11 protein-coding genes are annotated in these 16,057 nt (G+C 69.1%); 4 read left to right on the top strand and 7 right to left on the bottom strand.

Annotated elements, in window-relative coordinates; translation table 11 throughout:
• Nucleotides 1-106: 106 nt before the first annotated feature.
• On the bottom strand, nt 107-2,020 hold the full coding sequence (gene typA, locus QQA02_RS11070; protein WP_284772951.1) for a translational GTPase TypA: 1,914 nt from the start codon (nt 2,018-2,020) through the stop codon (nt 107-109).
• Between the two features lie 638 nt (nt 2,021-2,658).
• Between typA and QQA02_RS11065 the strand changes: the two genes are divergently transcribed.
• The 3 genes from QQA02_RS11065 (at nt 2,659) to QQA02_RS11055 (ending at nt 5,657) form a co-directional block, all read left to right on the top strand.
• A complete protein-coding gene (locus QQA02_RS11065) occupies nt 2,659-3,372 on the top strand; it encodes an Rv1157c family protein (RefSeq protein WP_423777735.1) in 714 nt (237 codons plus the stop codon).
• Between the two features lie 6 nt (nt 3,373-3,378).
• Nucleotides 3,379-3,912 (top strand): ribonuclease FAU-1 family protein, encoded by a 534-nt coding sequence (locus QQA02_RS11060; RefSeq protein ID WP_284772947.1) that lies wholly within the window; start codon nt 3,379-3,381, stop codon nt 3,910-3,912.
• A 149-nt stretch (nt 3,913-4,061) separates the two neighbouring features.
• On the top strand, nt 4,062-5,657 hold the full coding sequence (locus QQA02_RS11055; RefSeq protein ID WP_284772946.1) for an alanine/glycine:cation symporter family protein: 1,596 nt from the start codon (nt 4,062-4,064) through the stop codon (nt 5,655-5,657).
• A gap of 85 nt (nt 5,658-5,742) precedes the next feature.
• Here QQA02_RS11055 and rraA read toward each other — a convergent pair whose 3' ends face one another.
• Both rraA and aceA read right to left on the bottom strand, forming a co-directional pair.
• Complete coding sequence (gene rraA / locus QQA02_RS11050) at nt 5,743-6,249, bottom strand: ribonuclease E activity regulator RraA (RefSeq protein ID WP_284864320.1); 507 nt, start codon at nt 6,247-6,249, stop codon at nt 5,743-5,745.
• A 236-nt stretch (nt 6,250-6,485) separates the two neighbouring features.
• Entirely contained in the window at nt 6,486-7,778 is a 1,293-nt protein-coding gene (gene aceA, locus QQA02_RS11045) for an isocitrate lyase (protein WP_284772942.1), read from the bottom strand.
• A 508-nt stretch (nt 7,779-8,286) separates the two neighbouring features.
• On the opposite strand from aceA, the gene glcB reads away from it, so the two are divergent.
• Entirely contained in the window at nt 8,287-10,497 is a 2,211-nt protein-coding gene (gene glcB / locus QQA02_RS11040; protein WP_284864319.1) for a malate synthase G, read from the top strand.
• Nucleotides 10,498-10,630: 133 nt separating this feature from the next.
• On the opposite strand, the gene QQA02_RS11035 is transcribed toward glcB, so the two are convergent.
• The 4 genes from QQA02_RS11035 to QQA02_RS11020 are packed head-to-tail and all read right to left on the bottom strand — an operon-like array spanning nt 10,631 to nt 15,927.
• The gene (locus QQA02_RS11035; protein ID WP_284864318.1) at nt 10,631-12,379 is read right to left on the bottom strand and encodes a dipeptide ABC transporter ATP-binding protein; all 1,749 of its coding nucleotides are present in this window, start codon (nt 12,377-12,379) and stop codon (nt 10,631-10,633) included.
• A complete protein-coding gene (locus QQA02_RS11030; protein ID WP_284864317.1) occupies nt 12,376-13,407 on the bottom strand; it encodes an ABC transporter permease in 1,032 nt (343 codons plus the stop codon). The genes QQA02_RS11035 and QQA02_RS11030 overlap by 4 nt, the downstream gene beginning before the upstream one ends.
• Complete coding sequence (locus QQA02_RS11025; protein WP_075663603.1) at nt 13,400-14,326, bottom strand: ABC transporter permease; 927 nt, start codon at nt 14,324-14,326, stop codon at nt 13,400-13,402. The genes QQA02_RS11030 and QQA02_RS11025 overlap by 8 nt, the downstream gene beginning before the upstream one ends.
• Before the next feature lie 23 nt (nt 14,327-14,349).
• The gene (locus tag QQA02_RS11020) at nt 14,350-15,927 is read right to left on the bottom strand and encodes a peptide ABC transporter substrate-binding protein (protein ID WP_284864316.1); all 1,578 of its coding nucleotides are present in this window, start codon (nt 15,925-15,927) and stop codon (nt 14,350-14,352) included.
• Nucleotides 15,928-16,057 lie beyond the last annotated feature (130 nt).

Below are 16,057 nucleotides of genomic sequence, written 5' to 3'. Positions count from 1 at the left end.
CAGGGATTCACCGACGCGCGCCTTGCTGCCACTCCCCTGGCGGCGCCGTCCTTGTCCCCAGCGACGCCGCCCTTATCCCCGGGGCGCGGGCGCCAGCCCGCGGCCCCTACTTGTTACGCGCCTTCTCGCGGGCGCGGGCACGGCCGCGCTCGGTGGCGGAGAGGACGAGCTTGCGCACGCGCAGCACGTCGGGGCAGACCTCGACGCACTCGTCGTTGCCGCAGAACTCCATGGCCTCGTCCAGGGAGAGGGTGTGCGCCTTGGAGAGGGTGACCGTGGCGTCGGCGGTGGCCGAACGCATGTTGGTCAGCTTCTTCTCCTTGGTGATGTTGACGTCCATGTCCTCGTCGCGGTTGTTCGCGCCGACGACCATGCCCTCGTAGGTCTCCGCGCCGGGCTCGACGAAGAAGCTGCCGCGGTCGGCCAGCTGCTGCAGGGCGTAGGCGGTGACCTGGCCACTGCGGTCGGCGACCAGCGAGCCGGACGGGCGGCCCTTGATCTCGCCGGCCCAGACGTCGAAGCCGTCGGAGTAGGAGTTGACGATGCCGGTGCCGCGGGTCTCCGTCATGAAGGTGGTGCGGAAGCCGATCAGGCCGCGGGCGGGCACGCGGTACTCCATGCGGATCCAGTTGGAGCCGGGGTTGGTGTCCATCGACAGCATCTGGCCCTTGCGGGCGGCCATCAGCTGGGTGACCGGGCCCTGGTAGTCCGAGGGGATGTCGATGACGGTGTGCTCGTAGGGCTCGTTAAGCTTGCCGTCGACGGTCTTGGTGACCACCTGCGGCTTGCCCACGGTCAGCTCGAAGCCCTCGCGGCGCATGGTCTCGACGAGCACGGACAGCGCCATCTCGCCGCGGCCCTGGACCTCCCAGGTGTCGGGGCGCTCGGTCGGGTTGACGCGCAGGGAGACGTTGCCGATCAGCTCCTGCTCGAGGCGGGACTTGACCAGGCGGGCGGTCAGCTTGTCGCCGCCGCCGCGGCCGGCCATCGGTGAGGTGTTGACGCCGATGGTCATGGAGATGGCGGGCTCGTCGACGGTGATGCGCGGCAGGGCGACGGGGTTGTCGACGTCGGCGAGGGTGTCGCCGATCATGATCTCGTCGATGCCGGAGACGGCGGCGATGTCACCGGCGATGACCTCCTCGGCCGGCACGCGGTCCACACCCTCGGTGCGCAGCAGCTCGGCGATCTTGACGGTCTTGACGTGCTCGCCGCCCTCGGGGTCGTAGTGGATCCAGGCGACCTGCTGGCCCTTGCGCAGGGTGCCGGCGTGGACGCGGACCAGGCCGAGGCGGCCGAGGAAGGAGCTGGAGTCCAGGTTGGTCACGTGGGCCTGCAGCGGCGCGTCGATGGTGGCGGTCGGCTCGGGCAGCACGTTGTAGATGACGTCGAAGAGGGGCTGCAGGTCCGCGGAGTCCGGAACGTTGCCGTTGCCCGGGTTCTCGGTGGAGGCCTTACCCTCGCGGCCGGAGGCGTAGAGCACCGGCAGGTCGAGCAGCTGCTCGGCAGCCTCGGCGGCCTCGGGGTCCTCCAGGCCGGAGGCGAGCTCGAGCAGGAGGTCCTGGGACTCCTCGACGACCTCGTCGATGCGGGCGTCGGGGCGGTCGGTCTTGTTGACCAGGATGATCACCGGCAGCTTGGCGGCCAGGGCCTTGCCCAGCACGAAGCGGGTCTGCGGCAGCGGGCCCTCGGCGGCGTCGACGAGGAGGACCACGCCGTCGACCATGGACAGGCCGCGCTCGACCTCGCCGCCGAAGTCGGCGTGGCCGGGGGTGTCGATGACGTTGATGATGAGGTCGGTGCCGTCCTTGCCCAGGCCCTTGCGGTGGATGGCCGTGTTCTTGGCGAGGATGGTGATGCCCTTCTCCTTCTCCAGGTCTCCGGAGTCCATCACTCGGTCGGCAACCTCGCCGTGGTCGCCGAACGCGCCCGACTGCTCGAGCATGGCGTTGACGAGGGTGGTCTTGCCGTGGTCGACGTGGGCGACGATGGCGACATTGCGGAACTCAGGGTGCGACACTGACGGAGTGCTCCTAAAGAATTGGAAAAGGGGGACTTGATCGGCTTGATACCCTACTCCCCCTTGCCCCGTTGACGCATGTCGCTCGCCGACGCCCCGTCGCCGCGGCGTCGCCGCGCCCCTTCCGGCGGGCTAGTGCCCGGCCGCTGCGCGGCCGCTTTCCGACGCCGCGCGGAGCGCCCGTGGCGGCCCCCTGCCGCACTGCGGAACAGCGCCGTGCGCGCCGCGGTCCGCGTCCGGCCCCGGCTCCCGGGACGGCTTTCCCGCCCTGCGCGGGGTAACGCGGGACCCGGCGGCGGCGACGGTACGGGTACAGGCGCCTCCCGCTAGCGAAGTTTTGAACCCGAGAGCGGTTGACTCGCCGAAAAATGTGAATATTGTTAGAGAAGTTACTGCTGTTATCTGAGTTATCGCTGTGGCGTGGTTTCGCGGTCGCCCCGTCGAGACACGCCGCGGCCGAGACCCGGATGACTCCGCCGACCGCCGAAGGATCTGAAGGCTTGACCGCGTCGAACGCATCCGCACGCCGCACGTCCCGCACCAGGGGCCGCGCCCGTCACGCCCGCCCGCCCCGGGCGACGCGGGCCTCCCGCGGCGCGCTCGCCGCCGTCGCGGCGCTCACCGTGGCCGGCGCCGGCCTGGTCACTCCCGCCGCGCAGGCCCTGCCCGTTCTGCCGGGGTCCTCCGCCCCGGCGCCGGTTTCCCCGGCGCCCGCGCACCTGCTGCCCGCCGGTTCCGCCGGCGTCGAGCTGCCGGTGCTCTCCTCGGGCCCGGGCCTGCAGTTCGCCAACCCGCTCGACGAACTGGGCCGGCCGCGCCCGGAGATCCTGGAGCAGGTCCGCGAGTTCGCCCGCCAGCCGTGGATCCCGCCGGAGGTGCGCGACGTGCTGCTCAGCGCGGTCGCCTACTTCGCCGGCGAGGGCAGCGGCGGGGTGGCCATGCCGGCCGACGCCCCGCCGTTCAAGCAGTTCTACTGGCCGACGGTGGCGGGCAACTGCATCGGCGGCCAGCTCGACTCCGTCGGCAGTGCCCTGGCCGTGCGCGGGCCGGCGCACATCCCCGCCCCCGGCGCGGCGCCGGGCCAGACGACGTTCCTGTTCACCGCCATGGGCACCGCCCCGGCGGCGCCCGAGCAGGGCGGCATGCAGGTGCGCTGGGCGAACCTGGCCACCCTGGCCCACGGCGCGACCCCGCTGGGCAACCACGGCATCAACCCCGAGGGGCCGGCGACGGTCTCCGGGGTGGCGGACACGGGCGAGGGCCCGGTCGTCGCCGTCCTCGACGGGACCGTCCACACCGGCGACGGCCCCTGCACGTTCCAGCCCACCGCAGCGTTCCTCCCGGGAAGGTGACCGACCATGGCTGACCTGCACCCCGTCAAGCGCGAGACCTTCGACACGGACTCGCGCACGAACACCGACCCGAAGGGCTTCCTCCGCGAGGTGGACACCTACCGGGTCACCGACTTCGGCCTCTACATGGCCCGCGGCGCGGACCACCCGAAGTTCGGCTACCTGGAGTCCTGGCTGCTGCCGGAACTGAACCTGCGCGCCAACATCTTCCACTTCCGCCCCGGCGTGCCTGCCGACCAGGAGTACTACTTCGACGTCGCCGCCATCGAGGCCGAGGGCGGAGTGTGGTCCACCCGGGACCTCTACGTCGACCTGATCTCGACGGCCGGCCGCCCGGTCGACGTCCAGGACATCGACGAGCTCGCCGCCGCCACCTCCGCCGGGTTCATCTCCTGCGAGGAGGCCGAGCAGGCGATCACCACCACGCTCGAGGCCGTCGACGGCATCACCCGCCACGCCGACGACCCGATGGCCTGGCTGGCCGACCGCGGCATCGAGCTCGAGTGGGCCGACGACGTCGTGCTCACCCCCGCCGGCTGACCCGGACCACCACCCCGCCGCCACCACACCAGCCGGCGCCGCACCACACCGGAATAACCGGGTACGGCCCCCTACCCCCTGCCCCGGGCCGCCATACGCGTTACCGTTTATGTGACCGTATTCTCAGATTTAATTTCCGGTGATTTCAAATGCCAGATATTGACGAGCTAGTCGAGTCAGTCGTCGGCCCCGTGGCCGACGTCCTCTCCGCGATCGTCTTCGCGGAGATCCCCGTCTTCGGCGGGGTCCCCCTGATCGTGCTGTGGCTGATGGTCGCGGCGGCCTTCTTCACCGTGTGGCTGAAGTTCCAGCCGGTGACGGGCATCAGGCACTCGCTGAAGGTCATCCGCGGCCGGTTCAACGCCAAGACCGACCCCGGCGAGATCTCCAGTTTCCAGGCCCTGGCCACCGAGCTGTCCTCGACGGTCGGCCTGGGCAACATCGCCGGCGTGGCCGTCGCGGTCTCCGTCGGAGGGCCCGGCTCCGCGCTGTGGATCGCCGCCTTCGGCCTGGTCGGCATGAGCGTGAAGATGGCCGAGGCCACCCTGTCGGTGAAGTACCGCAGCATCCGCGACGACGGCGTGGTCATCGGCGGGCCGATGTACTACCTGCGCGACGGCCTGCGCGACATCGGCTGGCCGCGCCTGGGTGCCGCGCTGGCCTGGCTCTACGCCCTGTTCACCCTCCTCGGCCTCTACGGGGCGGACCTCTTCCAGTCCAACCAGGTCGCCGCGATCGTCGCGAGCAGCTCCGGCAGTGATCTGCTGCAGGACCACAACTGGATCATCGGCGTGGTCATCGCCGTGCTCATGGGCGCGGTGCTCGTCGGCGGCGCGACGTCGGTGGGCCGCTGGACCGGCCGGATCACCCCGGCGATGGCCGCGGTGTACCTGATCAGCGTGCTGGCCGTCCTCGGCGCGAACGTCTCCGCGGTGCCCGAGGCGCTCGCGGCGATGGTCAGCAACGTCTTCACCGGCGAGGGCGTGGCCGGCGGCGTGGTCGGCGTGGCCGTCATCGGCATCCAGCGCGCGCTGTTCTCCAACGCCGCCGGTGTGGGCACCGCCGGCTACGCCCACGCGGCGTCGAAGACGAAGAAGCCCGCCAGTGAGGGCTACGTCGCGATGTGGGAGCCCTTCATCGACTCGGTGTTCGTGTGCATGCTCACCGCCACGGCGATCGTGGTCACCGGCGTCCACGAGGGCGCCGGGGCCGACGCTGAGGGCGTGGAGCTGACCGCCACCGCCTTCGCCACGGTGGCCTCCTGGTTCCCCTACCTGCTCTCCGTGGCCGTGGCCCTGTTCGGGTTCTCCACGGTGCTGGCGTACGGCTACTACGGCGAGCAGGCGGCGGTCTACCTCATGGGCGACCGCCCGGCCGTGCGCGGCGGCTTCAAGGCCGTCTGGCTGATCGGCCCGGTGCTCGGCGCGGCGGCCTCGCTCGACGCGGTGATCACCTTCGCCGACGCCTCGTTCTTCCTCATGGCGATCCCGAACCTGCTGGGGCTCTACTTCCTCGCGCGCATGCTGCGCGCGGAGATCCTGGGCTACCGCTACAAGGTCGACTCGGGCCGGATCAACGAGATCCCCGATAAGGACCTGCAGGTCGGCATGAGCGGTGACCACGAGCCGACGGCCGAGCAGGTCCGCGCCGCCGAGGCCGCCGAGGCCGCCGAGGCCCGGGAGGCCGCCGAGGCCCGGCATTCCGCGGAGCCCGGCGAGGCCGCCGAAGACGCCTCCCGCGGCTGACCGTCGGTCCCCCTCCCCGACGCCGGGCCGGCTCCTCCCCCGACACCGGGCCCGCCCCCGATTCCCCCGGTTCAGCCGGCCGCCTCTACTCCTTCGGCTCGACCGGCTCCTCGGTGACGACGATGCCGTCGGCGTCGGCGTAGAGGTAGTGGCCGGGCACGAAGTCGACGCCGCCGAAGCCGACGGTGACGTCCTTCTCGCCCTCGCCGGTCTTGCCGGACTTGCGCGGGTTGGTGCCCAGGGCCTTCAGGCCGAAGTCCATCTCGGCGATGACCGCGGAGTCGCGGCAGGCGCCGTGGGCGATCACGCCGGCCCAGCCGTGGTCGCGGCCGGCGGCGGCGATCATGTCGCCGATCAGGGCGGTGTGCAGCGATCCGCCGCCGTCGATGACGAGCACGCCGCCGGGGTTGTCGGTGTTCAGGATCTTCTTGACCAGGCCGTTGTCCTGGTGGCAACGCACCGTGGTGATGCGCCCGCAGAACTCCTTGCGTCCGCCGATGAGGCGGAACTGGGTGTTGCAGCTGCGCGCCTCCTCGGCGCCGATGATGTCGACGAGGTCGGCGGTGGGGATGAAGGTGATGTTCTCGGTCATGGTGGCGCTCCTCTACTTCAGATGGCTCAGATAGCTCAGGTGCTTCAGATGTCTCGGGGTCTGTGCTTCGGCGACCGGTCCGATTGTCCGGCGGACCGCCCGCGTGCGGCGAGTCGGCGGACTCCCCTCGAACGGCGAAGGACCGGCCCGCCACCCGCGTGAAGCGGGGCGGGCCGGTCCTTTAGGCCGGGTGGCGCACTGTCGTGCTGCCGGTCAGGCGGCGGTTCCGGGGATTCCTAGAACTGGCCCTCCTCGGTGGAGCCCTTCAGGGCGGTGGTCGAGGAGTTCGGGTCGACGGTGGTGGCCACGGCGTCGAAGTAGCCGGCGCCGACCTCGCGCTGGTGCTTGACGGCGGTGAAGCCACGCTCCTCGGCGGCCTTGAACTCGCGGTTCTGCAGGTCGACGAAGGAGGTCATGCCGTCGCGGGCGTAGCCGTAGGCCAGGTCGAACATGCCGTAGTTGAGGGCGTGGAAGCCGGCCAGGGTGATGAACTGGAAGGCGAAGCCCATCTGGCCCAGCTCCTTCTGGAAGCGGGCGATGTCCTCCTCGGAGAGGTGCTTCGACCAGTTGAAGGACGGCGAGCAGTTGTAGGCCAGGAGCTGGTCCGGGTACTCGGCCTTGACGGCCTCGGCGAACTGCTTGGCCAGGCCCAGGTCCGGGGTGCCGGTCTCCATCCAGATGATGTCCGCGTAGGGGGCGAAGGACTTGGCACGGGCGATGCAGGGCTCGATGCCGTTCTTCACGTAGTAGTAGCCCTCGGCGGAACGCTCACCGGTGAGGAACTCGTGGTCGCGCTCGTCGACGTCGGAGGTCAGCAGGGTGGCGGCCTCGGCGTCGGTGCGGGCGACGATCACGGTCGGGGTGTTCTCGACGTCGGCCGCCAGGCGGGCCGAGTTCAGGGTGCGGATGTGCTGCTGGGTCGGGATCAGGACCTTGCCGCCCAGGTGGCCGCACTTCTTCTCGGAGGCCAGCTGGTCCTCCCAGTGGGTGCCGGCGGCGCCGGCGTTGATCATCGCCTTCTGCAGCTCGAAGACGTTCAGGGCGCCACCGAAGCCGGCCTCGGCGTCGGCGACGATCGGGCGCAGCCAGTTGTCCACGGAGTCGTCACCCTCGAGGCGGGCGACCTGGTCCGCACGCGACAGCGCGTTGTTGATGCGGCGGACGACGTTCGGCACGGAGTTGGCCGGGTACAGCGACTGGTCCGGGTAGGTCTGGCCCGCCAGGTTGGCGTCGCCGGCGACCTGCCAGCCGGAGAGGTACACGGCGCGCAGGCCGGCGCGGACCTGCTGGACGGCCTGGTTACCGGTCAGCGCACCGAGGGCGTTGATGTAGTGGCCGTCGCCCTTGTTGATCTCGTCCCAGAGGATCTCGGCGCCGCGGCGGGCGAGGGTGTGCTCCTCGACGACGGTGCCCTGGAGGGCCTCCACCTGCTCGGCGGTGTAGTCGCGGGTCACCTGCGCCCAGCGGGGGTTGGTGTCCCAGTCCTTCTGGATCTCTGCAGCGGTGCGGGCCTTGCCGGTTTCGGTCATCTTCCGATCACGTCCTTACTTGTGATGTTCCGGGACACCTTCAGTCCTTGGGGAACGAAGGTGATGGGTCTCGGTGAGCCCCTCCTGCGGGGCCGTCACGCTCTCCGCGTGGCGTGGTTCACAGATTGGCAGGTGCCGAGACCCACGTCAACCTTCGGACCGAGTAAATCGGTGCGCGGGGGTGACCCACCCACATGCTAACTTTGCGAAGTTTTTGGTATTACCCTTCTCGCCGCCCCCGTACTACCAAAGTGACAGCCTGCACCGATCACCGAAATCCGAGCTAAATAAGCAACATGACCCACCTGTCACCCCACCCGAAGCCCACCCTCAGGCCCGTCCGATAAGCGGGGGTGCCAACGCTGCGAACTACCCCCGCCCTTTTGTACGTGACCTGATTCACTTATGATCCTGAACCAGGCACTCGGACACAGACACCCGGCTATGGTGTCCTACCATCCAGCCTTCCCCCACCGAACTGACCCCGTCCCTCTTTAAGGAGTGCGAGATGTCCCAGAATCAGCCGTCCCCCACGACGGACAGCTACGACTACGTCGAAGTGGCAGGCCTCCAGGTCGATCGTGTGCTGCGCGACTTCATCGACGACGAGGTGCTGCCCGAGATCGGCAGCGACCGGGAGAAGTTCTGGGAGGGTTTCGCCGCCATCATCCGCGACCTGACCCCTCGCAACAAGGAGCTGCTGGCCCGCCGCGACGAGCTGCAGCGCGCCTTCGACGAGTACTACCGCGAGAACCCCGGACGGCCCGACCCCGCCGAGCACGAGCAGTTCCTGCGCAAGATCGGCTACCTCGAGGACGCCCCCGCCGAGGGCGTGGAGATCCGCACCGCCGACCTGGACGACGAGTTCGCCCGCGTCGCCGGCCCGCAGCTGGTCGTCCCGATCCTCAACGCCCGCTTCGCCATCAACGCCGCGAACGCGCGCTGGGGCTCCCTCTACGACGCCCTCTACGGCACCGACGCGATCCCGGAGACCCCGGGCGCGGAGAAGGGCAAGGGCTACAACCCGGAACGCGGCAAGAAGGTCATCGCCTGGGGCCGCAAGTTCCTCGACGAGGTCCTGCCCCTGGTCGGCGCCAGCCACTCCGACGTCGAGCGCTACGACGTCCTCGAGGGCCACCTGTGCGGCCGCGTCAAGGGCGAGTGCTACCCGCTCGTCGACAAGACCGCCTACCGCGGCTTCACCGGCGACATCTCGGACCCGGCCTCGATCGTGCTGCGCAACAACGGCCTGCACATCATCCTGATGATCAACCCGTCCTCGCAGATCGGCAAGGACGACAAGGCCGGCGTCGAGGACATCATCATGGAGTCCGCGGTCTCCACGATCATGGACTTCGAGGACTCCGTGGCCGCCGTCGACGGCACCGACAAGACCCTCGGCTACCGCAACTGGTTCGGCCTGAACAAGGGCGACCTGACCGAGGAGATCACCAAGAACGGCCGCACCTTCACCCGAAAGCTCAACGACGACCGCGAGTACTTCTCCCGCACCGGCTCGACCGTCCGCCTCCACGGCCGCTCGATGCTGCTGGTGCGCAACGTCGGCCACCTGATGACCAACCCGGCCATCCTCGTCGACGGCGGGGAGGTCTTCGAGGGCATCATGGACGCTGTCGTCACCGCCGCCTGCGCCATCCCGGGCGCCCGCAAGGACAACCCGCACCGCAACTCGCGCACCGGCTCGATCTACATCGTCAAGCCGAAGCAGCACGGCCCGGACGAGGTCGCCTTCACCGACCAGCTCTTCGGCCGCGTCGAGGAGCTGCTCGAGCTGCCGAAGAACACGCTGAAGGTCGGCGTCATGGACGAGGAGCGCCGCACCTCGGTCAACCTCGACGCCTGCATCGCCGCCACCCCGGACCGCGTCGCTTTCATCAACACCGGCTTCCTGGACCGCACCGGCGACGAGATCCACACCTCGATGTACGCCGGCGCCATGGTGCGCAAGCCGGACCTGCAGACCGCGCCCTGGAAGATCGCCTACGAGGACAACAACGTCGACGCCGGCCTGGCCCGCGGCCTGTTCGGCCGCGCCCAGATCGGCAAGGGCATGTGGGCTAAGACCGAGCTGATGGCCGACATGCTCAAGGAGAAGATCGGCCAGCCGCGCGAGGGCGCGAACACCGCGTGGGTGCCCTCCCCCACCGGCGCGACCCTGCACGCCACCCACTACCACCGCGTGGACGTCAAGGAGGTGCAGAAGGAGCTGCTGGCCGCCGGCCGCCGCGACACGCTGCGTGACCTGCTGACCGTCCCGGTCGCCGCCGACACCGGCTGGAGCGACGAGGAGAAGCGCCAGGAGATGGACAACAACTGCCAGTCCATCCTCGGCTACGTCGTCCGCTGGGTCGAGCAGGGCGTGGGCTGCTCCAAAGTCCCGGACATCCACGACATCGACCTGATGGAGGACCGCGCCACGCTGCGCATCTCCTCCCAGCTGCTGTGCAACTGGATCGTCAACGGCGTGGTCACCGAAGACCAGGTCGTCGAGTCGCTCAAGCGCATGGCCGCGGTCGTCGACAAGCAGAACGAGGGCGACCCGAACTACCGCGAGATGGCCGCCGACTTCGACTACTCGATCGCCTTCCAGGCCGCCAAGGACCTGATCCTCAAGGGCACCGAGTCGCCGTCGGGCTACACCGAGCCGATCCTGCACGCCCGCCGCCGCGAGTTCAAGCGCCGCGAGGGTATCGCCTAGGCCGGCCCCGCGCAGCGTCGGAAATTCAATTGCCGACGCCGCGCGTGCCCCACCGACGCAGCCGACCTGCGACGTAGTGCACGACACAGCGCCCGCCTCCCTTCCGGGAGGCGGGCGCTTCGCGCTGCCGGGGCTAGAGGTGCTCGCCGGTGCCCAGCTCGATGCCGAGGCCGGGGACGGCCTCGATGAGGTTGCGCGTGTAGTCGTGGGCGGGGGCGTCGAAGATCTGGTCCACCCCGCCCTTCTCCACGAGGCGGCCGTTCTCCATGACCACGACGTCGTCGGCGGTCTGGCGGACCACGCCGAGGTCGTGGGTGATGAACAGGTAGCTCAGGCCCAGGTCGCGCTGGAGGCCGGCCAAAAGCGTCAGGATCTGGTTCTGCACCAGCACGTCGAGCGCGCTGACGGCCTCGTCGAGGATGAGGACCTCCGGGTCGAGCGCGAGCGCACGCGCGATGGCGACGCGCTGGCGCTGGCCGCCGGAGAGCTCGTTGGGGTAGCGGCGCATCGCCGAGCGCGGCAGGGAGACCTTGTCTAGCAGCTCGGCGACCTTCTGCTCGCGCTCCCTGCGGTTGCCCACCTTGTGGGTGGTCAACGGTTCCTCGATGCAGCGGTATACCGAGAACATCGGGTCGAGCGAGCCGTAGGGGTTCTGGAAGACGACCTGCATGCGGCGGCGCACGGCGAACTTCTCCTTCGGGGTCAGTTCGTCGAGGTCGCGTCCGCCGAGGAAGACCTTGCCGGCGGTCGGCTGGAGCAGGCCGAGGACCATGTTGGCCACCGTCGACTTGCCTGAGCCGGACTCGCCGACCAGTGCCGTGGTGGTGCCGCGGCGGACGTAGAAGGAGACCTCGTCGACGGCGCGCAGGGTCTTCTTGCCTCCCTTGCGCCCGCGCACGTCGAACTCCTTGGTCAGCCTCTTGACCTCGATGACCTTGTCGACCGCGCCGTCGTCGGCGGCGACGGTCTTGGCCAGCATCTCGTCGGTGACCTTGCCCTGCTCGCGGGCGGTCTGGATACGGGCGGAGGCCAGCGAGGGCGCGGCCTTGACCAGGCGGCGGGTGTAGGGGTGCTGCGGGTCGCGCAGGATGTCCAGGCTGGGCCCGGACTCGACGATGCGGCCGCGGTGCATGACCACGAGGTGCTCGGCACGCTCGGCGGCCAGGCCCAGGTCGTGGGTGATGAACAGCACGGCGGTGTGGTGCTCGCGGGCGAGCCGGCCCAGGTGGTCGAGGATGCGCTTCTGCACGGTCACGTCGAGCGCGGAGGTCGGCTCGTCGGCGATGAGCAGGCGCGGGTTGGCGGCCAGGCCGATGGCGATCAGCGCGCGCTGGCGCATGCCGCCGGAGAACTCGTGCGGGTACTGGCGGGCACGGCCTCCCCCGCCCTCGAGGCCGGCCTCCTCGAGCAGCTGGTCGACGCGCCGGCCGACCTCGGAGTGCGGGACGACGTTGTTGGCCTTCAGCGCCTCAGCGACCTGGGTGCCGATGCGCCAGACCGGGTTGAGGTTGCTCATCGGGTCCTGGGGCACCAGGCCGATCTCGGAGCCGCGGTAGTGCCGCATCTCCTTGTCGGAGAGCCCGACGAGCTCGTGGCCGTCGAAGCGGATGGAGCCGCCGGTGACCTTGCCGGTGCCGGGCAGCAGGCCCAGCAGCGACATCGCCGCGGTGGACTTGCCGGAGCCGGACTCGCCGACGATGGCCACGGACTGGCCCGGGTAGACGGTCAGGTTGAAGCCGCGCACGGCCTCGACCACGCCGGTCGAGGAGGTGAAGGAGACGTGGAGGTCGTCGACCTCGAGCAGCGGGGTGTCCGGGTCCCGCCTCGTGATCCCCTCGGGTGCGGTGCGCGTGGTGTACTCACTGTCGATCGGGTGGCTCATCGCTGCCTCGCCTTCGGGTCCAGGGCGTCGCGAACGACGTCGCCCATCATGATGAAACTCAGCACGGTCAGCGCCAGCGCGATGGCCGGCCAGAACAGCACCATCGGCTGCGTGCGCAGGGAGGCCTGCGCCGCCGAGATGTCGCCGCCCCAGGAGACCACCGTCGGCGGCAGGCCGATGCCCAGGAAGGACAGCGTGGCCTCGGCGACGATGAAGGTGCCGAGCGCGACCGTGGCGTAGACGATGATCGGGGCCGCGGCGTTGGGCAGGATGTGCGAGCGCAGGATCGACATCCGTGAGGCGCCCAGGGCGCGGGCCGCGGTGACGTACTCCTCGTTCTTGACGCTCATCACCGCGCCGCGGGTGATACGCGCGATGTTGGTCCAGCCGAAGAGCGCCAGGACGACCACGACCGTGATGATCGTGCGGTGTTCCTTGAACATCTGCATGACGACGATGGCGGCCAGCACCAGCGGCACGGCGAAGAAGATGTCGGTCAGGCGCGACAGCAGGGTGTCCAGGAAGCCGCCGAAGAAGCCGGCGGCCGCGCCGATCGCGGTGCCCAGGATGACCACCGCGACGGTGGTCAGCACGCCGACGGACACCGAGGCGCGCGCGCCGTGGACGGTGCGCGAGTAGATGTCGCAGCCCTGGCGGTCGAAGCCGAAGGGGTGCCCGGAGCTCGGCCCGGCCAGGGAGTTGGCCAGGTCGCAGGCGCGCGGGTCGGTACCGGAGAACAGCCCCGGGAAGGCCGCGGTGACCACGGCGAGCAGGATGAGCACCGCGGAGATCCAGAACAGGGGCCGGCGGCGCAGGTACTGCCAGGCGACGACCCACTGGGAGGCGGGCGCGGACTCGTCGGCGACGGCGTCGACCGCGCCGAGGCCCGCCTCGTCGCCGTGGGCGATGAAGTGCTCCTGGCCGCGGCGGGCGGTGAAGAACTGCTCGTCGGCGGCCGGGGCGCCGGCGTGGACGCCGGCGTCGGCGCCGCGGGCGTCGGTCTCGGGAATGTCGTGGCGGTCAGGCATAGCGGATCCTCGGGTCGAGCACGGCGTAGATGAGGTCGACGAGCAGGTTGGCCACGATGTAGACGATGACCAGGACGGTGGTGAAGGAGACGACCGTGGTCGGCTCGCCCTTCAGGATCGCCTGGTAGATCGCGCCGCCCACGCCGTTGATGCCGAAGATGCCCTCGGTGACGATCGCGCCGCCCATCAGGGCGCCGAGATCGGCGCCGAGGAAGGTCACCACCGGGATCAGCGAGTTGCGCAGGACGTGGCGGACCATGACCTGCCCCTTGCCCAGGCCCTTGGCCCGGGCCGTGCGCACGTAGTCGGCGCGCAGGTTCTCCGAGACGGACTGGCGTGTCAGGCGCAGCACGTAGGCGAAGGAGAGCGCGCCGAGGACGACGGCCGGCATGAGCAGGGAGATGAAGTCCTCATGGTTGCCCACCGTCACCGGCAGCAGGTCCCACTTGACGCCGACGACGAACTGGAGCACGAAGCCGATGACGAAGGAGGGCACCGCGATGACGAACAGCGAGACGACCAGGACGGTCGAGTCGAAGATCCCGCCGCGGCGCATGCCCGCGAACAGGCCGAAGGCGATGCCGAAGACCGCCTCGAAGATCAGTGCCATCACCGCCAGCTTGATGGTGACGGGGAAGGCGTTGGCCATCGCCTCGGAGACGGGGCGACCGGAGAAGGTCGTGCCGAAGTCGAGGGTCACGATGCCCTTCAGGTAGAGCAGGTACTGGACGAGGAACGGCTTGTCGAGGTTGTACTCGGCGGTGATGCGCTCCCGCGCGGCGTCAGACAGCCCGCGATCCCCGCCGAGTGCCTCGACGGGGTCTCCGGGCATCAGGAACACCATCGCGTAGAGCAGCAGGGTCGCCCCGAAGAACACGGGGATCATCTGCAGCAGCCGCCGACCGGTGTAGCGGAGCATGGTCGACCTTTATCGCGGGGGTGTTACTTCTTGGTGATCTGGTAGTAGAGGGGCACGGACTTCCAGGAGAAGACGACGTTGTCGACGTTCTCCGAGTAGCCGCCGACGGTGTTGGCGTACCACAGCGGGATGGCCGGCAGATCCTGGAGCAGGATCTCCTGGGCCTCGTTGTAGGACTTGTTCGCGGACTCGGCGTCGGTGGCGCCGGCGGCCTGACGCAGCTTGTCGTCGAAGGCCTTGTTGGCGTAGTCGCCGTCGTTGGAGCCGCCGTTGATGGCGTAGAGCGGCTCGAGGAAGTTGCCCAGCGAGGGGTAGTCGGCCTGCCAGCCGGTGCGGAAGCCGCCCTTGATGGTGCGGTTCTCGATGTCGTCGCGCAGGGTCTTGAAGTCCGGGGTCGGCGCGCCGTTGGCGTCGATGCCCAGGTTGTTGCGCAGCTGGTTGGTCACCGCGTCGACCCACGCCTGGTGGCCGCCGTCGGAGTTGTAGCCGATGGTGAACTCACCGGAGTACGGGGAGATCTCGTCGGCCTTCTTCCACAGCTCCTTGGCCTTCTCCGGGTTGAACTCGAGGACCTCCTTGCCCGCGAGCGAGTCGGAGTGGCCCGGGATGACCGGAGAGGTGAAGTCGGTCGCCGGGGTGCGGGTGCCCTGGAAGATCGTGTCGGTGATCTCCTCGCGGTCGATGGCCATCGACAGCGCCTCGCGACGCAGCTTGCCCTCCTCACCGGAGAAGTGCTCCTCGTTGGAGTTGATGGTGAACGACTGGAAGATCGCGACCGGCTTGTTCACCGAGCGGTCGCCGAGCTCCTGCTCGTAGCTGGAGAAGGCGCTGTCCGGCACGGCGTCGAGGACGTCGAGGTTGCCGGAGAGCAGGTCGGCGTAGGCCGCGTCCGGGTTGGTGTAGAAGACGAACTGGACGCCGTCGTTCTGGGCCTTGCGGTCGCCGTCGTAGTTCTCGTCGGGCACGACGGTCGCGTCCTGGTTGTGGTTCCAGGACTCCAGCTTGTAGGGGCCGTTGCCCACGGGGTTCTCGCCGAAGGCCTGCATGTCGTCGTAGGCGACCTCGGGCAGCGGGTAGAAGGCGGAGTAGCCCAGACGCGTGGCGAAGTCGGACTCCGGCTGGGTCAGCTCGATGGTGAAGGTGTGGTCGTCCTGGACCTTGAGGCCCTCCATGGACGACGCCCCCTCCTCGAAGCCGAGGATCGGCTCGAAGAAGTACGCGGACTTCTGGGAGTTCTCCACGGCGTAGTTCCACGCCTTGACGAAGCTCTCGGCGGTGACCGGGGTGCCGTCGGAGAAGGTCTCGCCGTCCTTGATCTTGACGGTGTAGTGCTGCGAGTCATCCGACTCGATGGACTCGGCGACGTCGTTGTGGACCTCGCCCTCCTCGTCGTAGTAGACGAGGCCCGAGAAGACCAGGTCGATGATGTTGCCGCCGCCGACCTCGTTGGTGTCGGCCGGCAGCAGCGGGTTCTGCGGCTCGGTGCCGTAGGTGGTCACGTAGTCGCCGCTGCCGCCGTTGTCCCCGTCACTGGAGCAGGCGGCGAGACCGAACACGAGCGCGCCGGCGGAGAGCACCGTCACGATCTTTCTGAGCTTCATGGTGCTTTTCTCTTTCACAGTCATAGGGAGACGGATCGGGATTAGGGAGAATATTACTTTTCGCTGTGACCGGGGGTAAAGACGTTAAAGCCCGTATTCACGTGTTTGTCCGGTTGTGCCCGATTTAGCT

The organism is Corynebacterium sp. MSK006 (assembly GCF_030232385.1).
GTDB lineage: Bacteria > Actinomycetota > Actinomycetes > Mycobacteriales > Mycobacteriaceae > Corynebacterium > Corynebacterium frankenforstense_A.
Note: the sequence above shows the minus strand (reverse complement) of the source record. Positions and strands in the feature narration are given on the sequence as shown.

What these genes read in the sequence shown, in the direction of transcription:
- QQA02_RS11060 (WP_284772947.1), top strand. Translation starts at nt 3,379, where the DNA reads ATGGCTGACCTGCACCCCGTCAAGCGCGAGACCTTCGACACGGACTCG.
- QQA02_RS11055 (WP_284772946.1), top strand. Translation starts at nt 4,062, where the DNA reads ATGCCAGATATTGACGAGCTAGTCGAGTCAGTCGTCGGCCCCGTGGCC.
- rraA (WP_284864320.1), bottom strand. Translation starts at nt 6,249, where the DNA reads ATGACCGAGAACATCACCTTCATCCCCACCGCCGACCTCGTCGACATC.
- aceA (WP_284772942.1), bottom strand. Translation starts at nt 7,778, where the DNA reads ATGACCGAAACCGGCAAGGCCCGCACCGCTGCAGAGATCCAGAAGGAC.
- glcB (WP_284864319.1), top strand. Translation starts at nt 8,287, where the DNA reads ATGTCCCAGAATCAGCCGTCCCCCACGACGGACAGCTACGACTACGTC.
- QQA02_RS11035 (WP_284864318.1), bottom strand. Translation starts at nt 12,379, where the DNA reads ATGAGCCACCCGATCGACAGTGAGTACACCACGCGCACCGCACCCGAG.
- QQA02_RS11030 (WP_284864317.1), bottom strand. Translation starts at nt 13,407, where the DNA reads ATGCCTGACCGCCACGACATTCCCGAGACCGACGCCCGCGGCGCCGAC.
- QQA02_RS11025 (WP_075663603.1), bottom strand. Translation starts at nt 14,326, where the DNA reads ATGCTCCGCTACACCGGTCGGCGGCTGCTGCAGATGATCCCCGTGTTC.
- QQA02_RS11020 (WP_284864316.1), bottom strand. Translation starts at nt 15,927, where the DNA reads ATGAAGCTCAGAAAGATCGTGACGGTGCTCTCCGCCGGCGCGCTCGTG.